Consider the following 18,235-nt stretch of genomic DNA (forward strand, 5'->3'; position numbering starts at 1 on the left):
CGTGCGTGTAGCGATCGTCTCGCGCATCTTCCCACCCGAGCCGGCCGCAGCCTCATTTCGGCTTTCCGCACTCGCGGACGCGCTGAAGGACGCCGGGCACGATGTCACTGTGCTCACCGTGAAGCCGCCGAAGTGGCTCGAGGCGACGGTGAAGAGCGGTCGGCCGAAGTACGACGTGCGACGCTTCCCCGTCGTTCGCGATAAGTCGGGGTACGTACGCGGGTATGTGCCCTACCTCAGCTTCGACGTTCCCCTGTTCTTTCGGCTGCTGCTCGGGCGCCAGTACGACCTCATCGTTTCGGAACCGCCGCCGACAACGGGCTTCTTCGTGAGGCTCGCTACGATGCTGCGTCGCATGCCATACGCGTACTATGCAGCGGATATCTGGTCGGAGGCATCGACGCAGACGACCGCGCCGGGCTGGATGGTAAACGCGGTCCGTTGGATTGAACGCTTCGCCATGAAGGGTGCGAGGGTAGCGCTTTCAGTCTCTGACGATGTCACGACGCGCATCGCGGCAATGGGCGTGACTCGCGCTACGACGGTGGGAAACGGCGGCGATATCGAAATATTCCGATCCGCGCTCGCGCAAGCGCATGGCCGAGACCACCGTGTCGCCGTGCCGACGTTCGTCTACGCGGGGACAGCATCCGAATGGCATGGTGCAGAGGTGTTCGTCGACGCCATGCCCGAGCTCCTGGCAGCGGTGCCCACGGCGCGTTTGCGGTTCATCGGGGGAGGATCTGAACGCGATGCCCTGAAGCAGCGTGCTGATGACCTCGGGGTACGCACTTCGGTGACGTTTGAGGACGCGATGGCTCCGGCGCTCCTCGCCCCGATTCTGCATGGCGCCACGGCGGCAGTTGCAAGTGTGCGTCCGGGATCGAGCTATGAGTTCGCCTTTCCGACGAAGCTCTACAGTGCGATTGCGTGCGGTGCTCCGATCATCTACTCCGGGAGAGGGCCGACGAGTGACTTCGTCGAAACGCTCATCGATGGACTGCCCATCGGTGCGTGCGTCGATGCGGATCGTCACCACCTCGCGCAGACCATGATTCGTTATTCGGCGGAAACGAACTCGGATGCACGCCGCGACGCGGTCTCGAAATGGGCGGAGCAGAATGTGAGCCTCCGTGCGGTGTCGAAGCGAGCCGTTCGTCGACTGGAGGAAGCGCTGCGCGTCGACGGGAAAGATCAGATATGAAAAGCCTTTGGCGAACTTTGCGCCAGTTGTTCGACGTCATGCCCTCGGGAGCGAAGCCGTTCTACGTCTGGTACTCGATCGTGACCGGTGCGCTCGCGATTCTCGACACCGCAGCACTTGGTCTCATTGTGCTTGTGGTGACACCGCTCGCGACGGGCGGGCCGGTTACACTTCCATTGATTGGGGAGCTGCCTGAAGAGGCGACAGTTTGGATCGTACTTCTGGTGTGCTTCCTTTTCGTTCTCAAGGGAGTACTCGCGATTCTGCTTCACTGGGTGGCGACGCGACGATTCGCGCGGTACGAGCTCGAAATCGGCAACCGGCTCTTCCACTCGTATGCGCACGCGCAGTGGGAGGATCGCTCGAAGCTCAGCACGGCGGAAGTCACCCGCATCGTTGATATTTCGATGGCCAATACGAACCTCGGCTTCATTTTGCCGCTCTCGCAGGTGCCCGGCAATCTGCTGACGTTTATATCCGTTCTCGCCGTGCTCGTTGCTTCACAACCGCTAACCGCGTTGATTGCTTTGGTCTACCTCCTCCTAATCTCCTTCCTTCTTCTCGTCGTCGTGACGAAGCGCGTGCGTACCGCAGGCGCGCACAATCGGAAGTTCGGCTATCTCGTCGCTCGGATTATGACAGAAATGGTCGATGCTTTGAAGGAAATTACGCTTCGAGGCAAAATCGATGAGGTCGGGAAGGTCATCTCACAGAATCGCCAACGTGCGACGCGAGCGCGCGCCAATATGGCATTTCTGAGTGTCATCCCGAAGTACGCGTTCGAGGCGGCGTTGATCGGCGGTTTTCTGCTCGTCGGGGGTGCGGCGTACTTGTTCAACGGACCTGAAGCTGCGATCGTCTCTGTGAGCCTCTTCGCTGCCACAGGCTTTCGCATGATTCCCGCAATGAACGCGGTGCAGAGCGCTTTCAACTCCGCGTCGGCGAACGAGGTGTATGCGAGAGACGTCGTCCGCTTCCTTAAGGAAGCGGAAGCGAGCCAAGCCGCGGCCGACGAGACAACGGAGGATAGCGCGGTGTTGCCCGACAATCCGCGTGCGCTTAATTTGAAAAGCGTCGACTTCGTCTATCCAGGTTCAGAAGAAGCGGTGCTGAGGGGCGCCAACCTCGAGATTCCTTTCGGGTCGAGTCTCGCTGTCGTCGGTCCCTCCGGTGCGGGAAAGTCGACGCTGATCGACATGGTGCTAGGACTCAGCCGACCGTCCGAAGGGAAGATTGAGATCGATGGACTGGAGTTGGAATCCGTCGTGCGCCAGTGGAGAAGTCGCGTCGGGTACGTGCCGCAGCGTGTGACCCTATTCGACGCATCCATTGCACAGAATGTTGCTCTGACGTGGTCCGATGACTTCGATGCCGAACGTGTCACCTGGGCTCTCGAACGAGCTCAGCTAGGCGAATTGCTCGAGCGCCCGCAGGGCATTCATGCAGTCGTTGGCGAACGGGGAAGCTCGATCTCGGGCGGACAGCAGCAGCGTCTGGGTATCGCGCGCGCTCTGTATACGGATCCGCTGGTGCTTGTGCTCGACGAAGCCACGAGTGCTCTGGACACCGCAACCGAGAACCGAGTGAGTCAGGCCATGCGTTCGCTCCAGGGCGAAGTCACCTTCGTGACGATCGCGCACCGTCTGGCAACGATCCGTGACTACGACCAAGTCTGTTACATGGAGTCCGGGATGATCCGCGGACTCGGATCATTCGATGAGCTTGTCGCCACGGTTCCCGAATTCGCGCATCAGGCGAGGCTTGCAGGCCTCGTGGAAAGGAAGTAGATCCACACATGGTGTCCGGGAAATCGCCTTCGCTCCTGGTCCTATCGTTCTCAGAGATCGAATCGGACGCGCGAGTATTGAAGCAGGTCAGGCTCTTTGCCGAACGGGGCTTCGACGTGTACACATGCGGGTTTGGCGACGCTCCGCCGGAAGCGACCCGGCACTTCCGGCTTTCTCCGCAGGTGCCCCGAAAGCTCGTGCTCGTGCAAGCCGCCCTCTATCGATTGCATCTGTATCGCTCGGCGTACTGGGTGAACCCGTATGTTCGCGCCGCGAGGAAGGTCCTACGTGAGCTGAAGGTTGAAAGAGTGATCGCCAACGACCTCGACACGGCGGCCCTCGCACTTGCCATCGCGCCAGCACAACGTGTGCACCTTGACCTCCACGAATACTGGCCGGGCCGCGATGATAACAATGCGGCTTGGGTCCGCCTGCGACAGCCATTCATGAAGTGGCAGTTGCGAACGTTCGCTTCGAAGATTGCATCCGTGACAACGGTCAGCACGACGATTGCCCGCCGGTACGCCGACGAGTTCGGAATCGCCGCGGGCACCGTCACGAACGCGAGCCCATATCGCAATCTTGTGCCCCGGCAGGTCTCCGCACCGATCAGGCTCGTTCACAGTGGAGCGAGCCGGGCGAACCGACGCATTGAGGTAATGATGCGCGCGGTCGCTGCCAGCAAGAATGACGTGCTGTTCGACCTGTACCTTACCGGTATGGGCACGCCATACCATGACCAGTTGCTTCAGCTGGCCGATGAGCTCGGTGAGCGGATCCAGGTTCTCCCACCAGTGCCCCACGAGAGCCTGGTCGACAAATTGAACGAATACGACATCGGTATTCATCTGCTGCCGCCGACGAACTCCAACAACATGCTTGCACTGCCGAACAAATTTTTCGACTACGTGCAGGCGCGTTTGGGTCTGATCATCGGGCCAACTGCCTCGATGGCGGATCTCCTGCATGAGTATTCGCTCGGAGTGGTGGCCTCTGATTTCACGACCGAGTCGCTCACCGCAGCGATCGACGATCTCGACGTGGCATCGGTGCAAGCGTACAAGTCGCGCTCAGATGCAGCTGCACATGAACTCTCAGCGGAGGCGCAAAACGGTGTGTGGTCGGAAGCGATCGCGAGGTTGGACCGCTCCTAGCTCTTCCTAGCGGCTCCCGCATTCTCTCTGCGTGGCGCGACTATATGCTCAAGCGACTGACGATCGCTTCAACGGCGCGCTGGGCAGCGTGACCGTCGCCGTAGGGCGCTGCATCGGTGGGGCTCGGTGCGGGCCGCGTGAGAGCAGCGAGAATGTCGTCCGGAGTGTTCGCGAGAACATTCCATCCGAGATCGACAGTCTCGACCCACTCGGTCTCGAACCGGACGGTCGTGCATGGAACGCGAAGCAGGAACGCTTCCTTCTGCAGGCCCCCTGAGTCGGTGACCACTCCTGCGCTATCGATTGCTGCAGCAATAAGCTCAGGATAGGGGAGCGGATCTCGCACGATCACTGAGCCCTGCTCGAGTTCTACACCGTGGCTCGCGGCCCTGGCCCGCACCCGGGGATGTGCAAGCAAGACGACGGGCTTGTCGGCTGCGCCGAGCGACGCGATCACTTCGCACAATCGCTGGGGATCGTCAGTGTTCTCAGCGCGGTGGATCGTGGCGAGGTAGTAGCCTTCCGGCGAGAGCTCGGGCAGGAGCGGGTTGGCTGTCTGCTGGTCACCAATGCGATCTCGGACCGTGAAGAGCACATCCGTCATGACATCGCCCACGAGAGCCGATCGCGCGGCGAGGCCTTCCGATGCGAGATGCTCCATCGCCACCTGCGTCGGAGCGAGACAGAGATCAGCCGCATGATCGGTGAGCACCCGGTTGTGCTCTTCTGGCATCCCCCTGTTGAAAGAACGAAGTCCGGCTTCGAGGTGAGCAACGGGGTAGTGCAACTTCACCGCGCTCACCGCAGCCGCGAGCGTGGAATTGGTGTCACCGTACACGAGAACGCAGTCCGGTGCGAAACGCTCGAGCTCCTCATCCATCTGCGCGAGAATGCTCCCGGTTTGGACGCCGTGTGACCCTGAACCCACGCCGAGGTGCGCATCAGGTTCCGGGATGCCGAGATCGCGAAAGAAGACGTCGGAAAGCATGGGGTCGTAGTGTTGACCCGTGTGCACAATGACGTGCTCGTGTCCCAGATCACTGAGCGCAGTCGCGATAGGCGCGAGCTTAACAAACTGGGGTCGAGCGCCAACCACGCTCATGATCTTCATGCTTCTATTCTACGGTCGCAGTGGTGGGGCGCTGAAACGCCGCATATTTCCGCAAGGGTAGTGCGCCGGTAACGTCAACGCGAGTGCAGTAGTCTAGCGCGGGAAAGTGAGCGCGCGGCAGCGAGCCGCGTAATCTGACAAGAGGGGCTCTTCTGAAGCATGGGGACGTCTGACATACATCGGCCGGCGATGATCTTTCACGTCGCCTACCGGTTGGCCTCCGACCCGAAGAATGCGAGCGCGCTGCGGCCAGTTCGCATGCGCCGGGCGTTTGAGGCCATCGGCTATAACGTTCACGAGATATCGGGAACGCACGCCGAAAGGCGCAAGCAAATGCAGCGACTCAAGAGTGAGATTCGCGCGGGATTAAGAATCGACTTCGTCTACAGCGAAGCAGCGACAACGCCCACTGGGTTGGGTGAGCCGGTGACGAAGGCAACGAGTCTCACTCGAGATATCGCGTTTCTCCGCTTCTGTCAGCGAGCCGATATTCCCGTCGGTCTCTTTTACCGAGATATCTACTGGCGGTTCCCGATCTACACCGAAACGGTGAAGTGGCCGCTCTCCGCCATTCTTCGAGCCTTCTACCGGTGGGACCTGCGACGGTATCGCAGGGGCGGCTTCAGGATCTATCTGCCGTCCTTGGAAATGGCGGAGTGGCTGCCGATGATTCCCCGAGAGCGTATTCGAGCGCTTCCTCCCGGGGGAGACGCTCGCGAGATTGACTCAACGGTGGAACATGGCGGAATCCGAATTCTCTACGTTGGAGGTCTCGGTAGCAACTATCGACTGCGCGAGACGATCGCCGAGATATCGCAGACTCCAGAAGTGTCACTCACCCTTTGCATTCCCGAGGCGCATTGGCGGGCCCGATCTGCCGAGTACGCTGACGTCATGGCTGCAAACGTCAAGCTTGTGCATCAGAGCGGTTCCCAGCTCGATGCCCTTTATCGTGATGCTGACGTGTGTCTGCTTGCCGTGGAGCCGATCAAATACTGGGGTTTCGCTGCGCCGGTGAAGCTCTTCGAATATGTGAGTCATGGAAAACCGATCCTGGCGTCCACAGGCACCTACTCGGGACGTTTCGTCGTCGCCAACGATCTCGGATGGTCCGTCGACTACGGATCCGGGGCACTGCGAGACAAGCTCGACGAACTGCTCGCGCAGCCCGATGAGCTGCAGGACGTTGCGCAGCGCGTTCGGACGGCCAGCCGTCAGCACACCTGGGAGGCGAGGGCCCTCCAGGTCGCGAAGGATCTCGCTGGCGCCTCCTGGTCAGCGTCGCGGGCCTCGGACGGGAAGCGGTCGACGTGAGCGGTGTGATCAATACGTTGCTGCGGTTCGCGCCCGAGTGGCTGCTGACGCTCGTGGATGCGATGGTGCAGCGAGACAGCTTCCTGCTCCGTTGGGTCAAACGTCATGCGGCCGCAGGACTCGCAGTTCCCGTTCCCGGACGACCCGACAAGGACGCCCAAGTCCGCGTGTTCTTCGGCCCGTTCAACTACGCAGGTCAGGCCTGGCGGTGGAGCCGAAGTTTGGAGCATGCGAATGCGGGCATCAATGCGCGGAACTTGACGGTCACGTTCCCAAACGATCTGGGGTTCGAGAGTAGCGACCGCGTGCTAGCCCCCGTGTTCGTGGGGTCGCGCGAGTGGAGGAGGCTGCAGCGGGATGCGTTCGACGCGTACACGCACGTGGTCATCGAGTCGTTCACGTCCACACTCGGTATGGGGCGCGGGCGGGGACTCGAAGCGGAAATCGAGTGGCATCAGTCCCAGGGTCGTCGCGTGGCCTTGCTCTGTCATGGAACGGACATTCGCTCTCCCCGCGCTCATAGCGCCCGCAGCGTACACTCCCCGTTTCTGCAGATGGATCGAGCGGATGAAAGGCTCGAGAAGCGGGCTCGACAGAATCAGGGCGTTCTGGATCGTTTTGATGGTCCGGTATTCTTCTCGACCCCGGATCTCGTGCACGATGTGCCGAACGGACAGTGGCTTCCCTTGGTGGTCGATGCCGAGAAGTGGTCGCGAGCCGGAAGCGCGGGCGGAGTTGCCGCCGGTGAGCGCCGAATCCCCGCAGTGCTGCACGCCCCTACGGCTCCTCGGATCAAAGGCACCGCTGCCGTCGAACGCGCTGTTCACCGTCTAAGTGATGCGATCGAGTACCGGGCACTTGCAGGAGTACCCGCATCGCAGATGCCCAAACACGTCGCGGAGGCCGACATCGTCATCGATCAGCTGCTACTCGGATCGTACGGGGCCGCAGCTTGTGAAGCCATGGCCGCAGGTCGTGCCGTGGTGGGAAATATCGACCCGGAAGTTCGCGAAACGGTGGAGCGAGCCTGTGGGCTTGCGCTGCCCATCATTCAGGCTGATCCAGACACGATTGAAGAGGTGTTGCGGCGACTGGCTGCCAACCGCGAAGAGATTCGCGAATCCGCGGCTCTCGGGCCCGCCTTTGTGAAGGCAATTCACTCCGGTCGGCGCACGCTCCCCGTGATGAACGATTTTCTGGGATTCGAGCGGGTGCGCTAAGCGAAAGACGATAGCACTTCTGCGGGCTCCCGACCCGCGGTAGCCGATCAGGAACTCTCACAAGCAGGTGGCGATCTCCCGCCGACCGATCAGTCAGCTAGACTCGACGGCGTGAAGATTGCAGTCGTCGCCACCGGAAAGATCGGGCTCCCGCTCGCCACGCAGTACGCCTCGATGGGGCACGAAGTCGTGGGGGTCGATGTCAATCAGGCTCTGGTCGATTGCATCAATCGCGGCGAAGAGCCGTTCCCCGGGGAGACCGGCCTCGCCGAGAAGCTCGCCGAGCAGGTGCCGGCGGGCAAGCTGCGTGCGACGAGCGACTACGCTGACGCCATTCCCGGGGCGGACGCCGTGGTGCTCGTCGTGCCGTTGCTCGTCGACGAGGAGACCTGGCAGCCCGACTTCAAGTGGATGGACGCCGCGACGCGGTCCCTGGCCGAGCACCTGACGCCCGGAACTCTCGTTTCTTACGAAACCACCCTTCCCGTCGGCACGACGCGCAGTCGTTGGAAGCCGCTCATCGAGGAGGTCTCCGGTCTTTCCGAGGGTACGGATTTCCATCTCGTGTTCTCGCCGGAGCGCGTGCTCACCGGCCGCGTGTACGCCGACCTGAAGAAGTACCCGAAGCTCGTCGGCGGCTTGAACGAGGCCGGTACGCAGAGGGCAATCGAGTTCTACGAGTCGGTGCTCACCTTCGACGAGCGCACCGATCTGCCTCGCCCGAACGGGGTCTGGGACATGGGCACCGCCGAGGCCTCCGAGATGGCGAAGCTCGCCGAGACGACCTACCGCGACGTGAACATCGGCCTCGCGAATCAGTTCGCTCGGTTCGCCGACACCGCGGGCATCGACGTCTACAAAGTGATCGAGGCCTGTAACTCGCAGCCGTTCAGCCACATTCACCGGCCGGGCATTGCCGTCGGTGGGCACTGCATTCCGGTGTACCCGCGCCTGTACCTGTCGACCGACCCCGATGCCGACATCGTGCGCACTGCTCGCAACTACAATGCGACGATGCCCGCGTACGTGGTCGACCGCGTCGAGCAGACGATCGGCGATCTGTCGGGTCAGCGCGTTGTCGTGCTCGGTGCCGCGTATCGCGGAGGTGTGAAGGAGACGGCGGTTTCCGGAGTCTTCCCGACGGTCGAAGAGCTCGTCAAGCGCGGAGCGATCGTAACGGTGCACGACCCCCTGTTCTCCGACGCGGAACTGGCGGGCTACGGTTTCACCGCGCACACGATCGGCGATCCGGTCGATGTGGCGATCCTGCAGGCGGATCACGTCGACTACCTCGAGCTCGTCCCAGCGGATTTCCCGGAGATCAAGCTCTTCGCAGACGGACGCAACGCGACGAGTCCCGCGAAGTGGACGGGAGTGCCGCGCATCGTCATCGGTGCTTGACGGGCTGAGGCACCGTGGCCGGGAGGGGAGTAGCGGTTCGCGACCCCTTCTTCGCACACCGCCCCGGCTATGGGAGGTCGGCGACCGCCTGCTCAAGTTGGGGCTGAAGTACGCCCCAGCCTCCGACGAGGGTGACCCGTTGGGACCCTTGTCCGCTCTGCAGCGCTGAAATGGTCTGCGGGGTCAGAGTTGTAGGCCGTGCGAGGAGAAGCGGGGCCCCGGCTCGACCGGCAAGTACACCGGCTGTAAGCCCGTCAGGGAAATCCAGACCCGGCGCAATGTAGGCGCCGGTCGTGGACACAAAGTAGCTGGAGGCGATCTGACTCGCAGTGTCGAAGCGATCGGATCCGATGATCGTGCGATTCGGCTTCATGCTGGCTTTACGTAAGGCCGTTGCCGCTGGCCCTCCGAGCGCATCGAAGGAGCGGCCGGCGATGTACAACTTTGCCGTGCGTGCCTGGACGGTGTCATCGTAGAGCACAATGGAGCGCCCCTCCGCGATCGCCGCAGGAACTGCCGAGATCGCGTCCGCGAAATCTCGTCCAGTCGCCACAAAGACGTCACGTTTTCCTCCGCCCAGCGTAGCTTCGAGGCGTTTAGCGACCGCCACGGAAGTTTCGTACCGATTCGCGCCTTGAGGACGGTCCCGATCAAGCGAGACCCCCCTCGGCAGCTGGAGCGCAATGGACTCGGGAATCACCCCAGTGCCTCCAACCGGCACGGCTCTGGTTGCGCCGAGCCTGCCAATCTCCGCGATGGTATCGGGCGTGAGCGTGCCGCCCGGTTGGACGAGCAGTATCGGTGCGTCCAGCGCGGCGGCAAGAGGTCCCGCGGAGAGCGCATCAGCGAAATCGTCACCCCGAGCAAGCACTACGGTGCTTGCTCGGTAATAGGATTGTCGAGATATCGCTACGGCTGTCGCATAGCGATTGGCCCCGTCGACACGCGACGGAACGCGCGGCGTTTGCTGCGCAGCGACTCCGGCTACCCCGTTCGCGCCTGCCGAGACATACGCGATGCGCTGCGCAGTTCGCGGCGTATCGGAAAGCGAGATGAAGGAAGGGACGATGCTGGATCCAAAATTTCGGACGTTCGTAAGGGTAACTCCAGAGCGCGTCACTCCGACCTGCTGGACAGTTGACGAGAGATACATCGCAAGATAATCGTTCGATCCCTGCATTGAACGGATGGGGCCGTTCACCTGCTGTTGCCAGAGCACCTCGCCGGTGTCGGGGTCGAGCCCGAGTACCCAACCACGCGCCCCGGTCGCCGGATCAGCCGCGACAATGAGCTGGCTACCTGCTTCGTCATCGACGAGGTGCATTCCGTTGACCTTCGCCACATTTGTGGGAAGTGTCGTGCTCCACACGGTGGTGCCCGTGACTGCATCGCCCCTGGCCTGCCAACGGACCACCTTAGCGCGTTCTCCTGGCAGTGCTGGCTGCGCTTCTCCGATCGTCGAAGTGCCGAGAAAGAAGTCGTCTTCGACAGGCCGGATCACCGAGACCTGATGGCGTCCGACGGGTAACGTGAACACCTGCGGTTTGGAATCGGGTTTAGGAGAAACGAGGCTCAAACCGCCGCCGTATTGACCGTAAGCCGGCGCGGTCGCGACCGCAAGCTTCTGTAAGGTCGAACTGTAGGTGATTGCTGCGGGTCGCATTTGACCATGCCCGAGCGCCGCTACTTTCCGCACGGCAAGCGTGGAATCGAGCTCATAGACCGTCGCTGACGGGTACATTGCCGCGTACATCTTGTCGCCGACGACGACTTGCGCCTTAGGCTCCCCGGGCACGCGTATCTGCTGCACCGAAGGATCGCCGTGCACCTGGTAGCGCCAGTGACCGCCGATCAGCAGGCGATCTCCGAACTCGACCACCCCCTGCGGAATTGTGTCGCGCAGCTCTTGGCTGACTGAGATGAGGTTGCGCCGGGGGAGCGTGCTTTCAGTTGATGGGTTAAAGGTCCAGGCCTCGCTAGTACCGGTCACGCCCCGGACTTTGTCGTCGATCACCTGGAGCGAGCGAGTCTCACTGCCTGGTTCGGGCGAGCCGTGAGCGATCGGTTTCGATGCGGGGTCGGTGAGATCGAGCGAATAGAGTCTCGCATCTGGCCGGACGGCAAACCACGCCTTAGTGTTCGACGGGTCGATCGTAATTCGATCCACGGTGTTGCCGTCGAGCGAATATATCGGTCGCTGTGCAGAAGCGGGAGTGGTGCCCGGAGGTGAACCCACGAAAAGGGAGGCGCCGGCTTCCGAACCGAGGACGACTACGGGTGCTGTCCCATCAGTCCGGTTTGTCGCCGCTGCAGAGTAAGCGAGGGAACGTCCACCAAATGCTTGTGTGGCCTCCGGCCAGTTGCTTATTTGTTGAGACGCCCCGTCGAATCGCCAGACTGAGGCTGGATTCCCCAATCCGACAGTGAGACCGGCCGCATCGGCCGCGAGGGAACGCACGTAGCGGAGAGTTTTCCACTCTCCGGCGGGCGTGTAATCGATTGCGGTACCCGCTGTGAGGTCGACCCGGAAGAGCTTCGCGCCTGCTGCGTGGTAGGTGCCGACCCAGAACCAGCGACCGTTCCCTGGAGCGGCAAGAACGGTGTCCTCGACGACGCTCATGACCATCAACGATCTTGGAAGGACCACCGATGAGCTGAAACTGGCCGTTTGCGTGTTGAAGCCGAGCAAGCGGGTCGATGACTGACCAGACGGCGCATTGGTGCCGACCGCGAGCGTGGTGCCGCTGAGCGCCAAATCCCAGGACCCGGTGCCGAACGGCAAGTCTTTCGTGATGGTCGCGACGGCGGAAGTCGTCGGAGCGATATAGAGTCGGGCCGGTGTTGCCGAGCGAGTCACAACGTAGCTATGCCCGGAGGATGGGTCGGTGATCGCAGCGGTCACGGCGTCGGTCTTGACCGGAATATCTGGGAGCGCCATGCGTGCGTCGCTGCTGAGGGGCGCGGAGTCCATGGGCTCGATCATTCCCTCGAGCAGTGGATCGCCGACGGGTGCTTCACTTTGCGCAAGATTGCCGGGGTCGGAAGTTCCGGGCGTCTGCTGCGGTAATTCGGCATTTCCCTCGACGGCTACGGCTGGTGACAGTGCACCGGCGAGTAGCGCGAGGGCCGCAAATGCTGCCCCGAGCCCGGATAAACGGACAGCACGACGCGCGGAATGAGGGGCAGATGACACCAAGAAGACTCCAAGCGCATCCGCTGCCGACCGGGCGTCGGTGTTGCGACGATGCTAGGTGGAGCCTATGCGACGATCAGCCGAAACTTCAAACTCGGATCCGCGGGGGCGTTACTCGTGTGGGTGATCGTTCAGCGCTGATAGCGCGGATCGTTCGGGAAGCGCGGCTGCGGGTCGAACGCGCGAGCCGCCTTCAGTGCCCGGAACATCCGCTTGCGCACCGGCTTCGCGACCCCACCCTCGCGCATCTCGAGGAAGATCCGCCGGTAGTACAACAGATACGAGACCCGCCCCTCCCGGTGCAGGCGGTACGAGGCTTGGTTGCGTGCGCCCTTCTCGAACTTCCAGACATTGCTCTCGTCGATGAAGCGGTAGTTCACGCCGGCGTTCACGCCCATGTCGTGCACCACTTCGCTGTCGAGCGCGATGATGCCGGGGCCGTACGCGTGGGTCAGACGCTTCGTGTACTCCTTGTCATCGAACCAGATGAAGTACTCGCCGAGGGGCAGCCCCTGTTCTTCGATCGCCCAGCGCGGAACGAGCACCGAGACGAAGGTGCACTCGACGACGAGCAGCGACTTGACCCCGGCCAGGTAGGCGCGCGGCCAATCCCAGGTGGTGATCGGGTTGTTCATCTCGCAGAGGGAGCCGTCGATGTACTTGACGAGCGAGCACGCGAAGGGCACTTCGCGCCCGAGTGCTCGCGATGACGCATCGCGCTGCTCGAGCAGCGTCGCCAGGGCGCCCGGATCGGGGTAGCAGTCGTCGTCCATGATCCAGACGAAGTCTGCCCCGAGGTTCACGCCGTGCGCCATGCCGTGCTCGAAGCCGCCGGCGCCGCCCAGATTCTCATCGAGGTGGAGCACGACGAGGCGCGGGTCGTCCAACCCGTCGAGGTACTCACGCGTGCCGTCCGTCGAGGCGTTGTTGACGACGACGATCCAGTCGCAGCCGTGCGTTTGCGCTCCCACCGTCGCGAGCGTCTGCGGAAGCTTCGGCAGGCGGTTGAACGTCACGATGACGGCAGCGACGCGAGCGCGTTCTGCGTCCGCTGAGAGCGCGGCGCCGACCACCGGAATCGGGTGGGTGCCCGGATGTACTTCGGATTCGGATTCGGTCATGCTTCCGCCTTCGGTGTGTGACTGGTGCCTAATTCGGGCGACGCCGGGCCGGCGTGATCGTCATCGCCCGGCTCGGGAGTGAGACGCTGTTCGGCGAGGTCGAGCAGTTCGGCGACGCGCAGGCTGTCCCGACGATACTCGTCGAGCTCGTTCTCCAGCTGATGCACGCGCTCCGTGAGCGCTTCGAGCTGGGCGCGAGCGCCCGTGGGGCGGGCGCGCATCACGAGACGCTTGATCTGTTGCTTCATCGAGATCTCCTTGCGATGTGGCGGCGGTACTCCGAGTGTGAACCGAACCCCGTACGGTTGTCGATCCCGTTCGTGCGGCTCCGGGGCGATGGCCTCGGTCTCGATGGCGAGGCCGTAGGCCCGGGCCTCCCGAGCGAGATCGATGGTGCTGAGGTGCCAGGTCGTCGGGTCATCGAACGACACGTCGGTGGCATGCTCGCGGTAGATCGTGGCGACGGCGGTGCCGCCCGTGCGCAGCGCCATCCGCATGAGCCGCAGGATGTTCGCGCGCGCAATGTGCCCCACCTGCTCGAGCAGGTGGTTGGCGACGATGTCGACCGGCCCGGCAATGCGCAGTTGGCGGAAGATGTCGAGCGACAGCGTGCGATAGAGATTCAGGTGCGCGGTTTCGAAGCCGCCTCCATCCAGGCTCGCGGCGCGGGATCGCGCGACGGCGAGCGCGTTCGTCGAGTAATCGGTCGCCACGACGCGGGTCTGCCGGCCGCCGCCGGGAACGCCGCTGCGAGCGTCGCTGAATGCGTCGCGAAGCCGCGCGCTGAGGGCGCCGCTGCCCGACCCGAGTTCGATGACGGTCGGCGCGTTCAGCGAATCGCGCTGCCGCAGAATCCAATCGGCGCCGGTTCGCCACCTCGCGTCAGCGTCAGTGTCGGTGTCGTCGCCGCCGTCACCGTCGTGGCTGTGCGCGGCATCCCCGTAGAACTCGTTCCAGTAGTCGCGCTTGAAGTGGAACGAGCCGAACCAGCTCTGGAAGCGTCGCGAGGTGCTGCGAGGTGTTCCGAGGTGGTAGCCGGGAATCGGCGTGCGCCAGTTCTCGTCGTAATTGATGACGAGCCATGCATCTGGATCGGCTGGCGCGGGGAACGGCCGACCCCCGATCAGCACCGAGCCGAACGGTAGCATCTGGTCTACGCGCAGTGGCCCACGCACGTGAAATGGCTGATTGATGTTGCCATCGTCGGTGAAGAACGCGGTGAAGACGTCGACGTAGTGGTCGACCGACCCTGATGCGCTTCGAAAATAGAGCTGCATGTGGGTGGCGCTGTGGCGCACCACTTCATAGCCGAGCTGCTGCAGCCGATGTCCGACCGCGAAGCCCTCGCGCGCGACGTCGGCGGGATTCGTGAGTTGCGATAGGTACGCGACGTCGGCGTCATCGTCGTGCGGGAGCAACGCACCCTCTCGCACGCCGCCGAGTAGCGTGCCCCCCACCACAAAGGGTCGCAAGCCCATCTCGGTGAGGTGCGCGATGATCTCCTCGGTACGGTCGAGAATTCGTTCCTGCACTCCGGCGTTCGCGGCCCCGAGTGTCTTGCCGAGACGGCCCCACTTGTTGATTGACAGCGGAATGCCTTCCGCATCGACGATCTGCGTCTCGTGCGGGTCTTCAGTGAAGGCGACGCGCGATGCGCCGAGTACCTCGTCATCTCCCGAACGCCGCAGCACCACTTCGGCGGAACCGGTGAGATGGGGGTGCAGCGCGGGGGGCCAAGGGAGGGCCTTGGTCGGGGCTTCGTTACGGTCGCGAAGATCGATCGACCACACCCGATGTTCGCCGATGTGGACGTCGACGGAACGCACGTCATCGGAGAGGTCGGGGAGGGTCAGTCCACGCGGGGTCGCTATGAAGGGCATGGCCGAAAGTGCTGCTCATTTCTGCGCCGTTCATCTGACGCTCGCTGAAAGTTTACGCGTATCTCGCACTCGTTGCGGTGGGTGCAGAACGTCGGCGGGTGCCGCCGGTATGCTCGTTGCTATGGATCTTCTTGTCGTCGGATCAGGTTTCTTCGGACTCACCATCGCCGAGCGCGCTGCGAGCGCCGGCAAGCGAGTCGTGGTGATCGATCGCCGCTCGCACATCGGCGGCAACGCCTACTCGGAGGCGGAGCCGGAGACCGGCATCGAGGTCCACCGATACGGCGCGCATCTCTTCCACACCTCGAACGAGACGGTGTGGGAGTACGTCAACCGCTTCACCACGTTCACGAACTACGTGCACAAGGTCTACTCGAACTTCAAAGACGAGGTGTACCCGCTGCCGATCAACCTCGGCACCATCAACCAGTTCTTCCGCGCAGCGTACGGCCCGCAGCAGGCGCGCGAGGTCATCGCCAAGCAGGCGGAGGAGTTCGACACGAAGTCGGCTCAGAATCTCGAGGAGAAGGGCATCTCGCTCATCGGCCGACCGCTCTACGAGGCGTTCATCCGCGACTACACCGCGAAGCAGTGGCAGACGCCGACGACCGACCTGCCGGCCGAGATCATCAGCCGCCTGCCGGTGCGGTACACCTACGACAACCGCTACTTCAACGATACGCACGAGGGCCTGCCCACCGACGGCTACACGGCATGGCTCGAGCGCATGGCCGATCACCCGAACATCGAGGTGCGCCTCAACACCGACTTCTTCGACGAGAGCCAGCCGCTGAACAAGCGGGCCGTCGTCGGCACCGTTCCCGTCGTGTACACGGGTCCGGTCGACCGCTACTTCGACTACGCGGAAGGCGAGCTCGGGTGGCGCACGCTCGACTTCGAGCAGGAGGTGCTGCCCGTCGGCGACTTCCAGGGGACGAGCGTCATGAACTACGCGGGAGCGGACGTTCCGTACACGCGCATCCACGAGTTCCGCCACTTCCATCCCGAGCGCGAGTACCCGACCGACAAGACCGTCATCATGCGCGAGTTCTCGCGCTTCGCGACGCGCGAAGACGAGCCCTACTACCCGGTCAACACCCCGGAGGATCGGGATCGCCTCCTCAAGTACCGTCAGCTCACCGAAGGCGAGAACGGCGTGCTCTTCGGCGGCCGACTCGGCACGTACCAGTACCTCGACATGCACATGGCGATCGGTTCGGCCCTCACCATGTACAACAACAAGCTCGCGGACGTGCTCTAAACGCTCTCCTGATACACGTCGGGCACGCCGTCGCGGTCCGCATCGATCCGATCGCGGCGCTGCACGCGCCCGTAGTGGCGGTTGCGCACGCCGAGGAGCACGGCCGCGAGTGCTGCGGCGACGACCGACGCTGCGAGAATCGCCACCTTGGCCGTGTCATGGGCGACCGAACCCGCCTCGAAGCTGAGCTCGGCGACGAGCAGCGACACGGTGAAGCCGATGCCGGCGAGGAGCCCGACTCCCGCGATGTCGATCCAACGAAGTGCTGGGTCGAGCGCCGTGCGCGTGACCTTCGTCACCAACCAGGTGGTGACGAGAATGCCGATGGGCTTTCCGAGCACGAGGGCCGCGACGATGCCGAACGTGACGGGATTGAGGGCTGCTGCTCGCACCCCGTCCCAGCCGCCGACTGAGACTCCCGCCGCGAAGAACGCGAAGACGGGCACCGCGAACCCCGCCGAGATCGGGCGGAACCGATGCTCGAAGCCCTCGGCGAGACCCGGGGTGGAGCGCTGCTCGTGCTTCCGCGCGTGCAGCACGGGGATGGTGAAGCCGAGCAGTACCCCGGCGATCGTCGCGTGGATGCCGGAGGCGTGCATGAGCGCCCACGCGGTGACGCCGATCGGAAGCAGCACGACCCACGCGGCGAACGGCCGCGTGCTGAAGAACCCGCGGAAGACCTGCGCGATCACCCCGTAGACGGCGATCGCGAGCAGCGCGAAGAGCAGCGGCGCGACGGCGATCGTGTCAGTGTAGAAGATCGCGATGATGCTGATGGCGAGCAGATCATCGACGACCGCGAGCGTCAGCAGGAAGATGCGCAGTGCGGCCGGAAGTTTCGAGCCGATGATCGCGAGCACCGCCACGGCGAACGCGATGTCGGTCGCGGTGGGTATCGCCCAGCCGGCCCGGAGTTCCGGGTTCTGCCAGACGATCGCCGCGTAGATGCCGGCGGGAACGACGACGCCGCCGATTGCGGCCGCGATCGGCAGCATCGCCGTGCGGAAGTGCTTGAGATCGCCGGCGACGAATTCCCGCTTGAGCTCCAACCCGACCAAGAAGAAGAAGACGGCGAGCAGCCCGTCTGCTGCCCAAGCGCCCAGGCTGAGCCGCAAGTGCCACGGCTCGTAACCGATCTCCCAATCGCGGAGGGCGAAGTAGGAATCGGCGGCGGGCGAGTTCGCCCAGATGATGGCGATGGCGGCTGCGCAGACGAGCAGGACGCCTCCGACGGTCTCCTTGCGCAGGATCGTCGTGATCCTGCGAGCTTCGGAGAAGGTTCCGTAGCGGGGTACGGTCTGGTCGTGTGTTGGGGGCGTGGATTCCACAGCGTCTCCGTTGGTTCGTTCGCAGTCTGGACCGTTTCTGAACGGCAGAACGCGACGTCGAGGTGTGCGGTGCAGACCACGTCGACCGCGCGCCGTTCAGGCTGCGACGAATGTGGGAGTGGTGCCCGAGAGCATCGCTCCCCAAGAGGAGACGTATCCGTTGGTGCCGGGGTGCGACAGCATCCACTCCATCGGAGTGAAGGTTCGCGGGAGCCCCTGGGAAGTCATCCCTCCCAGGATATCAAACCTCACGCCTTGAGC

General features: G+C 63.2%; 13 protein-coding genes. 7 read left to right on the forward strand and 6 right to left on the reverse strand.

Annotated features, from left to right (window positions below; genetic code table 11):
* The first annotated feature begins 1 nt into the window (after position 1).
* From ABFX18_RS09010 to ABFX18_RS09020, 3 genes are read left to right on the forward strand one after another with little or no spacing between them, the layout of a single operon-like run.
* Positions 2 to 1,204, forward strand: coding sequence for a glycosyltransferase family 4 protein (locus ABFX18_RS09010; protein ID WP_346058082.1), 1,203 nt, complete (start codon positions 2 to 4; stop codon positions 1,202 to 1,204).
* Entirely contained in the window at positions 1,201 to 2,991 is a 1,791-nt protein-coding gene (locus ABFX18_RS09015; protein ID WP_346058083.1) for an ABC transporter ATP-binding protein, read from the forward strand. Before ABFX18_RS09010 ends, ABFX18_RS09015 begins: the two co-directional genes overlap by 4 nt.
* Before the next feature lie 8 nt (positions 2,992 to 2,999).
* Positions 3,000 to 4,145, forward strand: coding sequence for a glycosyltransferase (locus tag ABFX18_RS09020; protein WP_346058084.1), 1,146 nt, complete (start codon positions 3,000 to 3,002; stop codon positions 4,143 to 4,145).
* A gap of 40 nt (positions 4,146 to 4,185) precedes the next feature.
* Here the strand turns inward: ABFX18_RS09020 and wecB are convergent, their stop codons facing one another.
* On the reverse strand, positions 4,186 to 5,256 hold the full coding sequence (gene wecB / locus ABFX18_RS09025; protein ID WP_346058085.1) for a non-hydrolyzing UDP-N-acetylglucosamine 2-epimerase: 1,071 nt from the start codon (positions 5,254 to 5,256) through the stop codon (positions 4,186 to 4,188).
* A gap of 189 nt (positions 5,257 to 5,445) precedes the next feature.
* Here wecB and ABFX18_RS09030 point away from each other — a divergent pair, with 189 nt between their 5' ends.
* The 3 genes from ABFX18_RS09030 (at position 5,446) to ABFX18_RS09040 (ending at position 9,191) form a co-directional block, all read left to right on the forward strand.
* Complete coding sequence (locus ABFX18_RS09030) at positions 5,446 to 6,570, forward strand: glycosyltransferase family protein (RefSeq protein WP_346058086.1); 1,125 nt, start codon at positions 5,446 to 5,448, stop codon at positions 6,568 to 6,570.
* Entirely contained in the window at positions 6,567 to 7,790 is a 1,224-nt protein-coding gene (locus tag ABFX18_RS09035) for a hypothetical protein (RefSeq protein WP_346058087.1), read from the forward strand. Before ABFX18_RS09030 ends, ABFX18_RS09035 begins: the two co-directional genes overlap by 4 nt.
* 111 nt (positions 7,791 to 7,901) lie before the next feature.
* Complete coding sequence (locus tag ABFX18_RS09040; RefSeq protein WP_346058088.1) at positions 7,902 to 9,191, forward strand: nucleotide sugar dehydrogenase; 1,290 nt, start codon at positions 7,902 to 7,904, stop codon at positions 9,189 to 9,191.
* A 67-nt stretch (positions 9,192 to 9,258) separates the two neighbouring features.
* Here the strand turns inward: ABFX18_RS09040 and ABFX18_RS09045 are convergent, their stop codons facing one another.
* From ABFX18_RS09045 to ABFX18_RS09055, 3 genes are all read right to left on the reverse strand, one after another.
* The gene (locus tag ABFX18_RS09045; protein WP_346058089.1) at positions 9,259 to 12,129 is read right to left on the reverse strand and encodes a cell wall-binding repeat-containing protein; all 2,871 of its coding nucleotides are present in this window, start codon (positions 12,127 to 12,129) and stop codon (positions 9,259 to 9,261) included.
* A 386-nt stretch (positions 12,130 to 12,515) separates the two neighbouring features.
* Complete coding sequence (locus ABFX18_RS09050) at positions 12,516 to 13,505, reverse strand: glycosyltransferase family 2 protein (protein ID WP_346058090.1); 990 nt, start codon at positions 13,503 to 13,505, stop codon at positions 12,516 to 12,518.
* Positions 13,502 to 15,385 (reverse strand): class I SAM-dependent methyltransferase, encoded by a 1,884-nt coding sequence (locus ABFX18_RS09055; RefSeq protein WP_346058091.1) that lies wholly within the window; start codon positions 15,383 to 15,385, stop codon positions 13,502 to 13,504. The genes ABFX18_RS09050 and ABFX18_RS09055 overlap by 4 nt, the downstream gene beginning before the upstream one ends.
* Positions 15,386 to 15,506: 121 nt before the next feature.
* Here ABFX18_RS09055 and glf point away from each other — a divergent pair, with 121 nt between their 5' ends.
* Positions 15,507 to 16,646 carry a UDP-galactopyranose mutase gene (gene glf / locus ABFX18_RS09060; protein ID WP_336661714.1) on the forward strand — a complete coding sequence of 380 codons (1,140 nt, stop codon included), beginning with the start codon at positions 15,507 to 15,509 and terminating at the stop codon, positions 16,644 to 16,646.
* Here glf and nhaA read toward each other — a convergent pair.
* Positions 16,643 to 17,974: a Na+/H+ antiporter NhaA gene (gene nhaA, locus ABFX18_RS09065; RefSeq protein ID WP_200332455.1), complete on the reverse strand. Its 1,332-nt coding sequence runs from the start codon at positions 17,972 to 17,974 to the stop codon at positions 16,643 to 16,645. The genes glf and nhaA overlap by 4 nt on opposite strands.
* A 96-nt stretch (positions 17,975 to 18,070) precedes the next feature.
* The gene (locus ABFX18_RS09070; protein ID WP_255537064.1) at positions 18,071 to 18,202 is read right to left on the reverse strand and encodes a hypothetical protein; all 132 of its coding nucleotides are present in this window, start codon (positions 18,200 to 18,202) and stop codon (positions 18,071 to 18,073) included.
* Positions 18,203 to 18,235 lie beyond the last annotated feature (33 nt).

This window comes from Leucobacter alluvii, from assembly GCF_039530485.1.
GTDB lineage: Bacteria > Actinomycetota > Actinomycetes > Actinomycetales > Microbacteriaceae > Leucobacter > Leucobacter alluvii.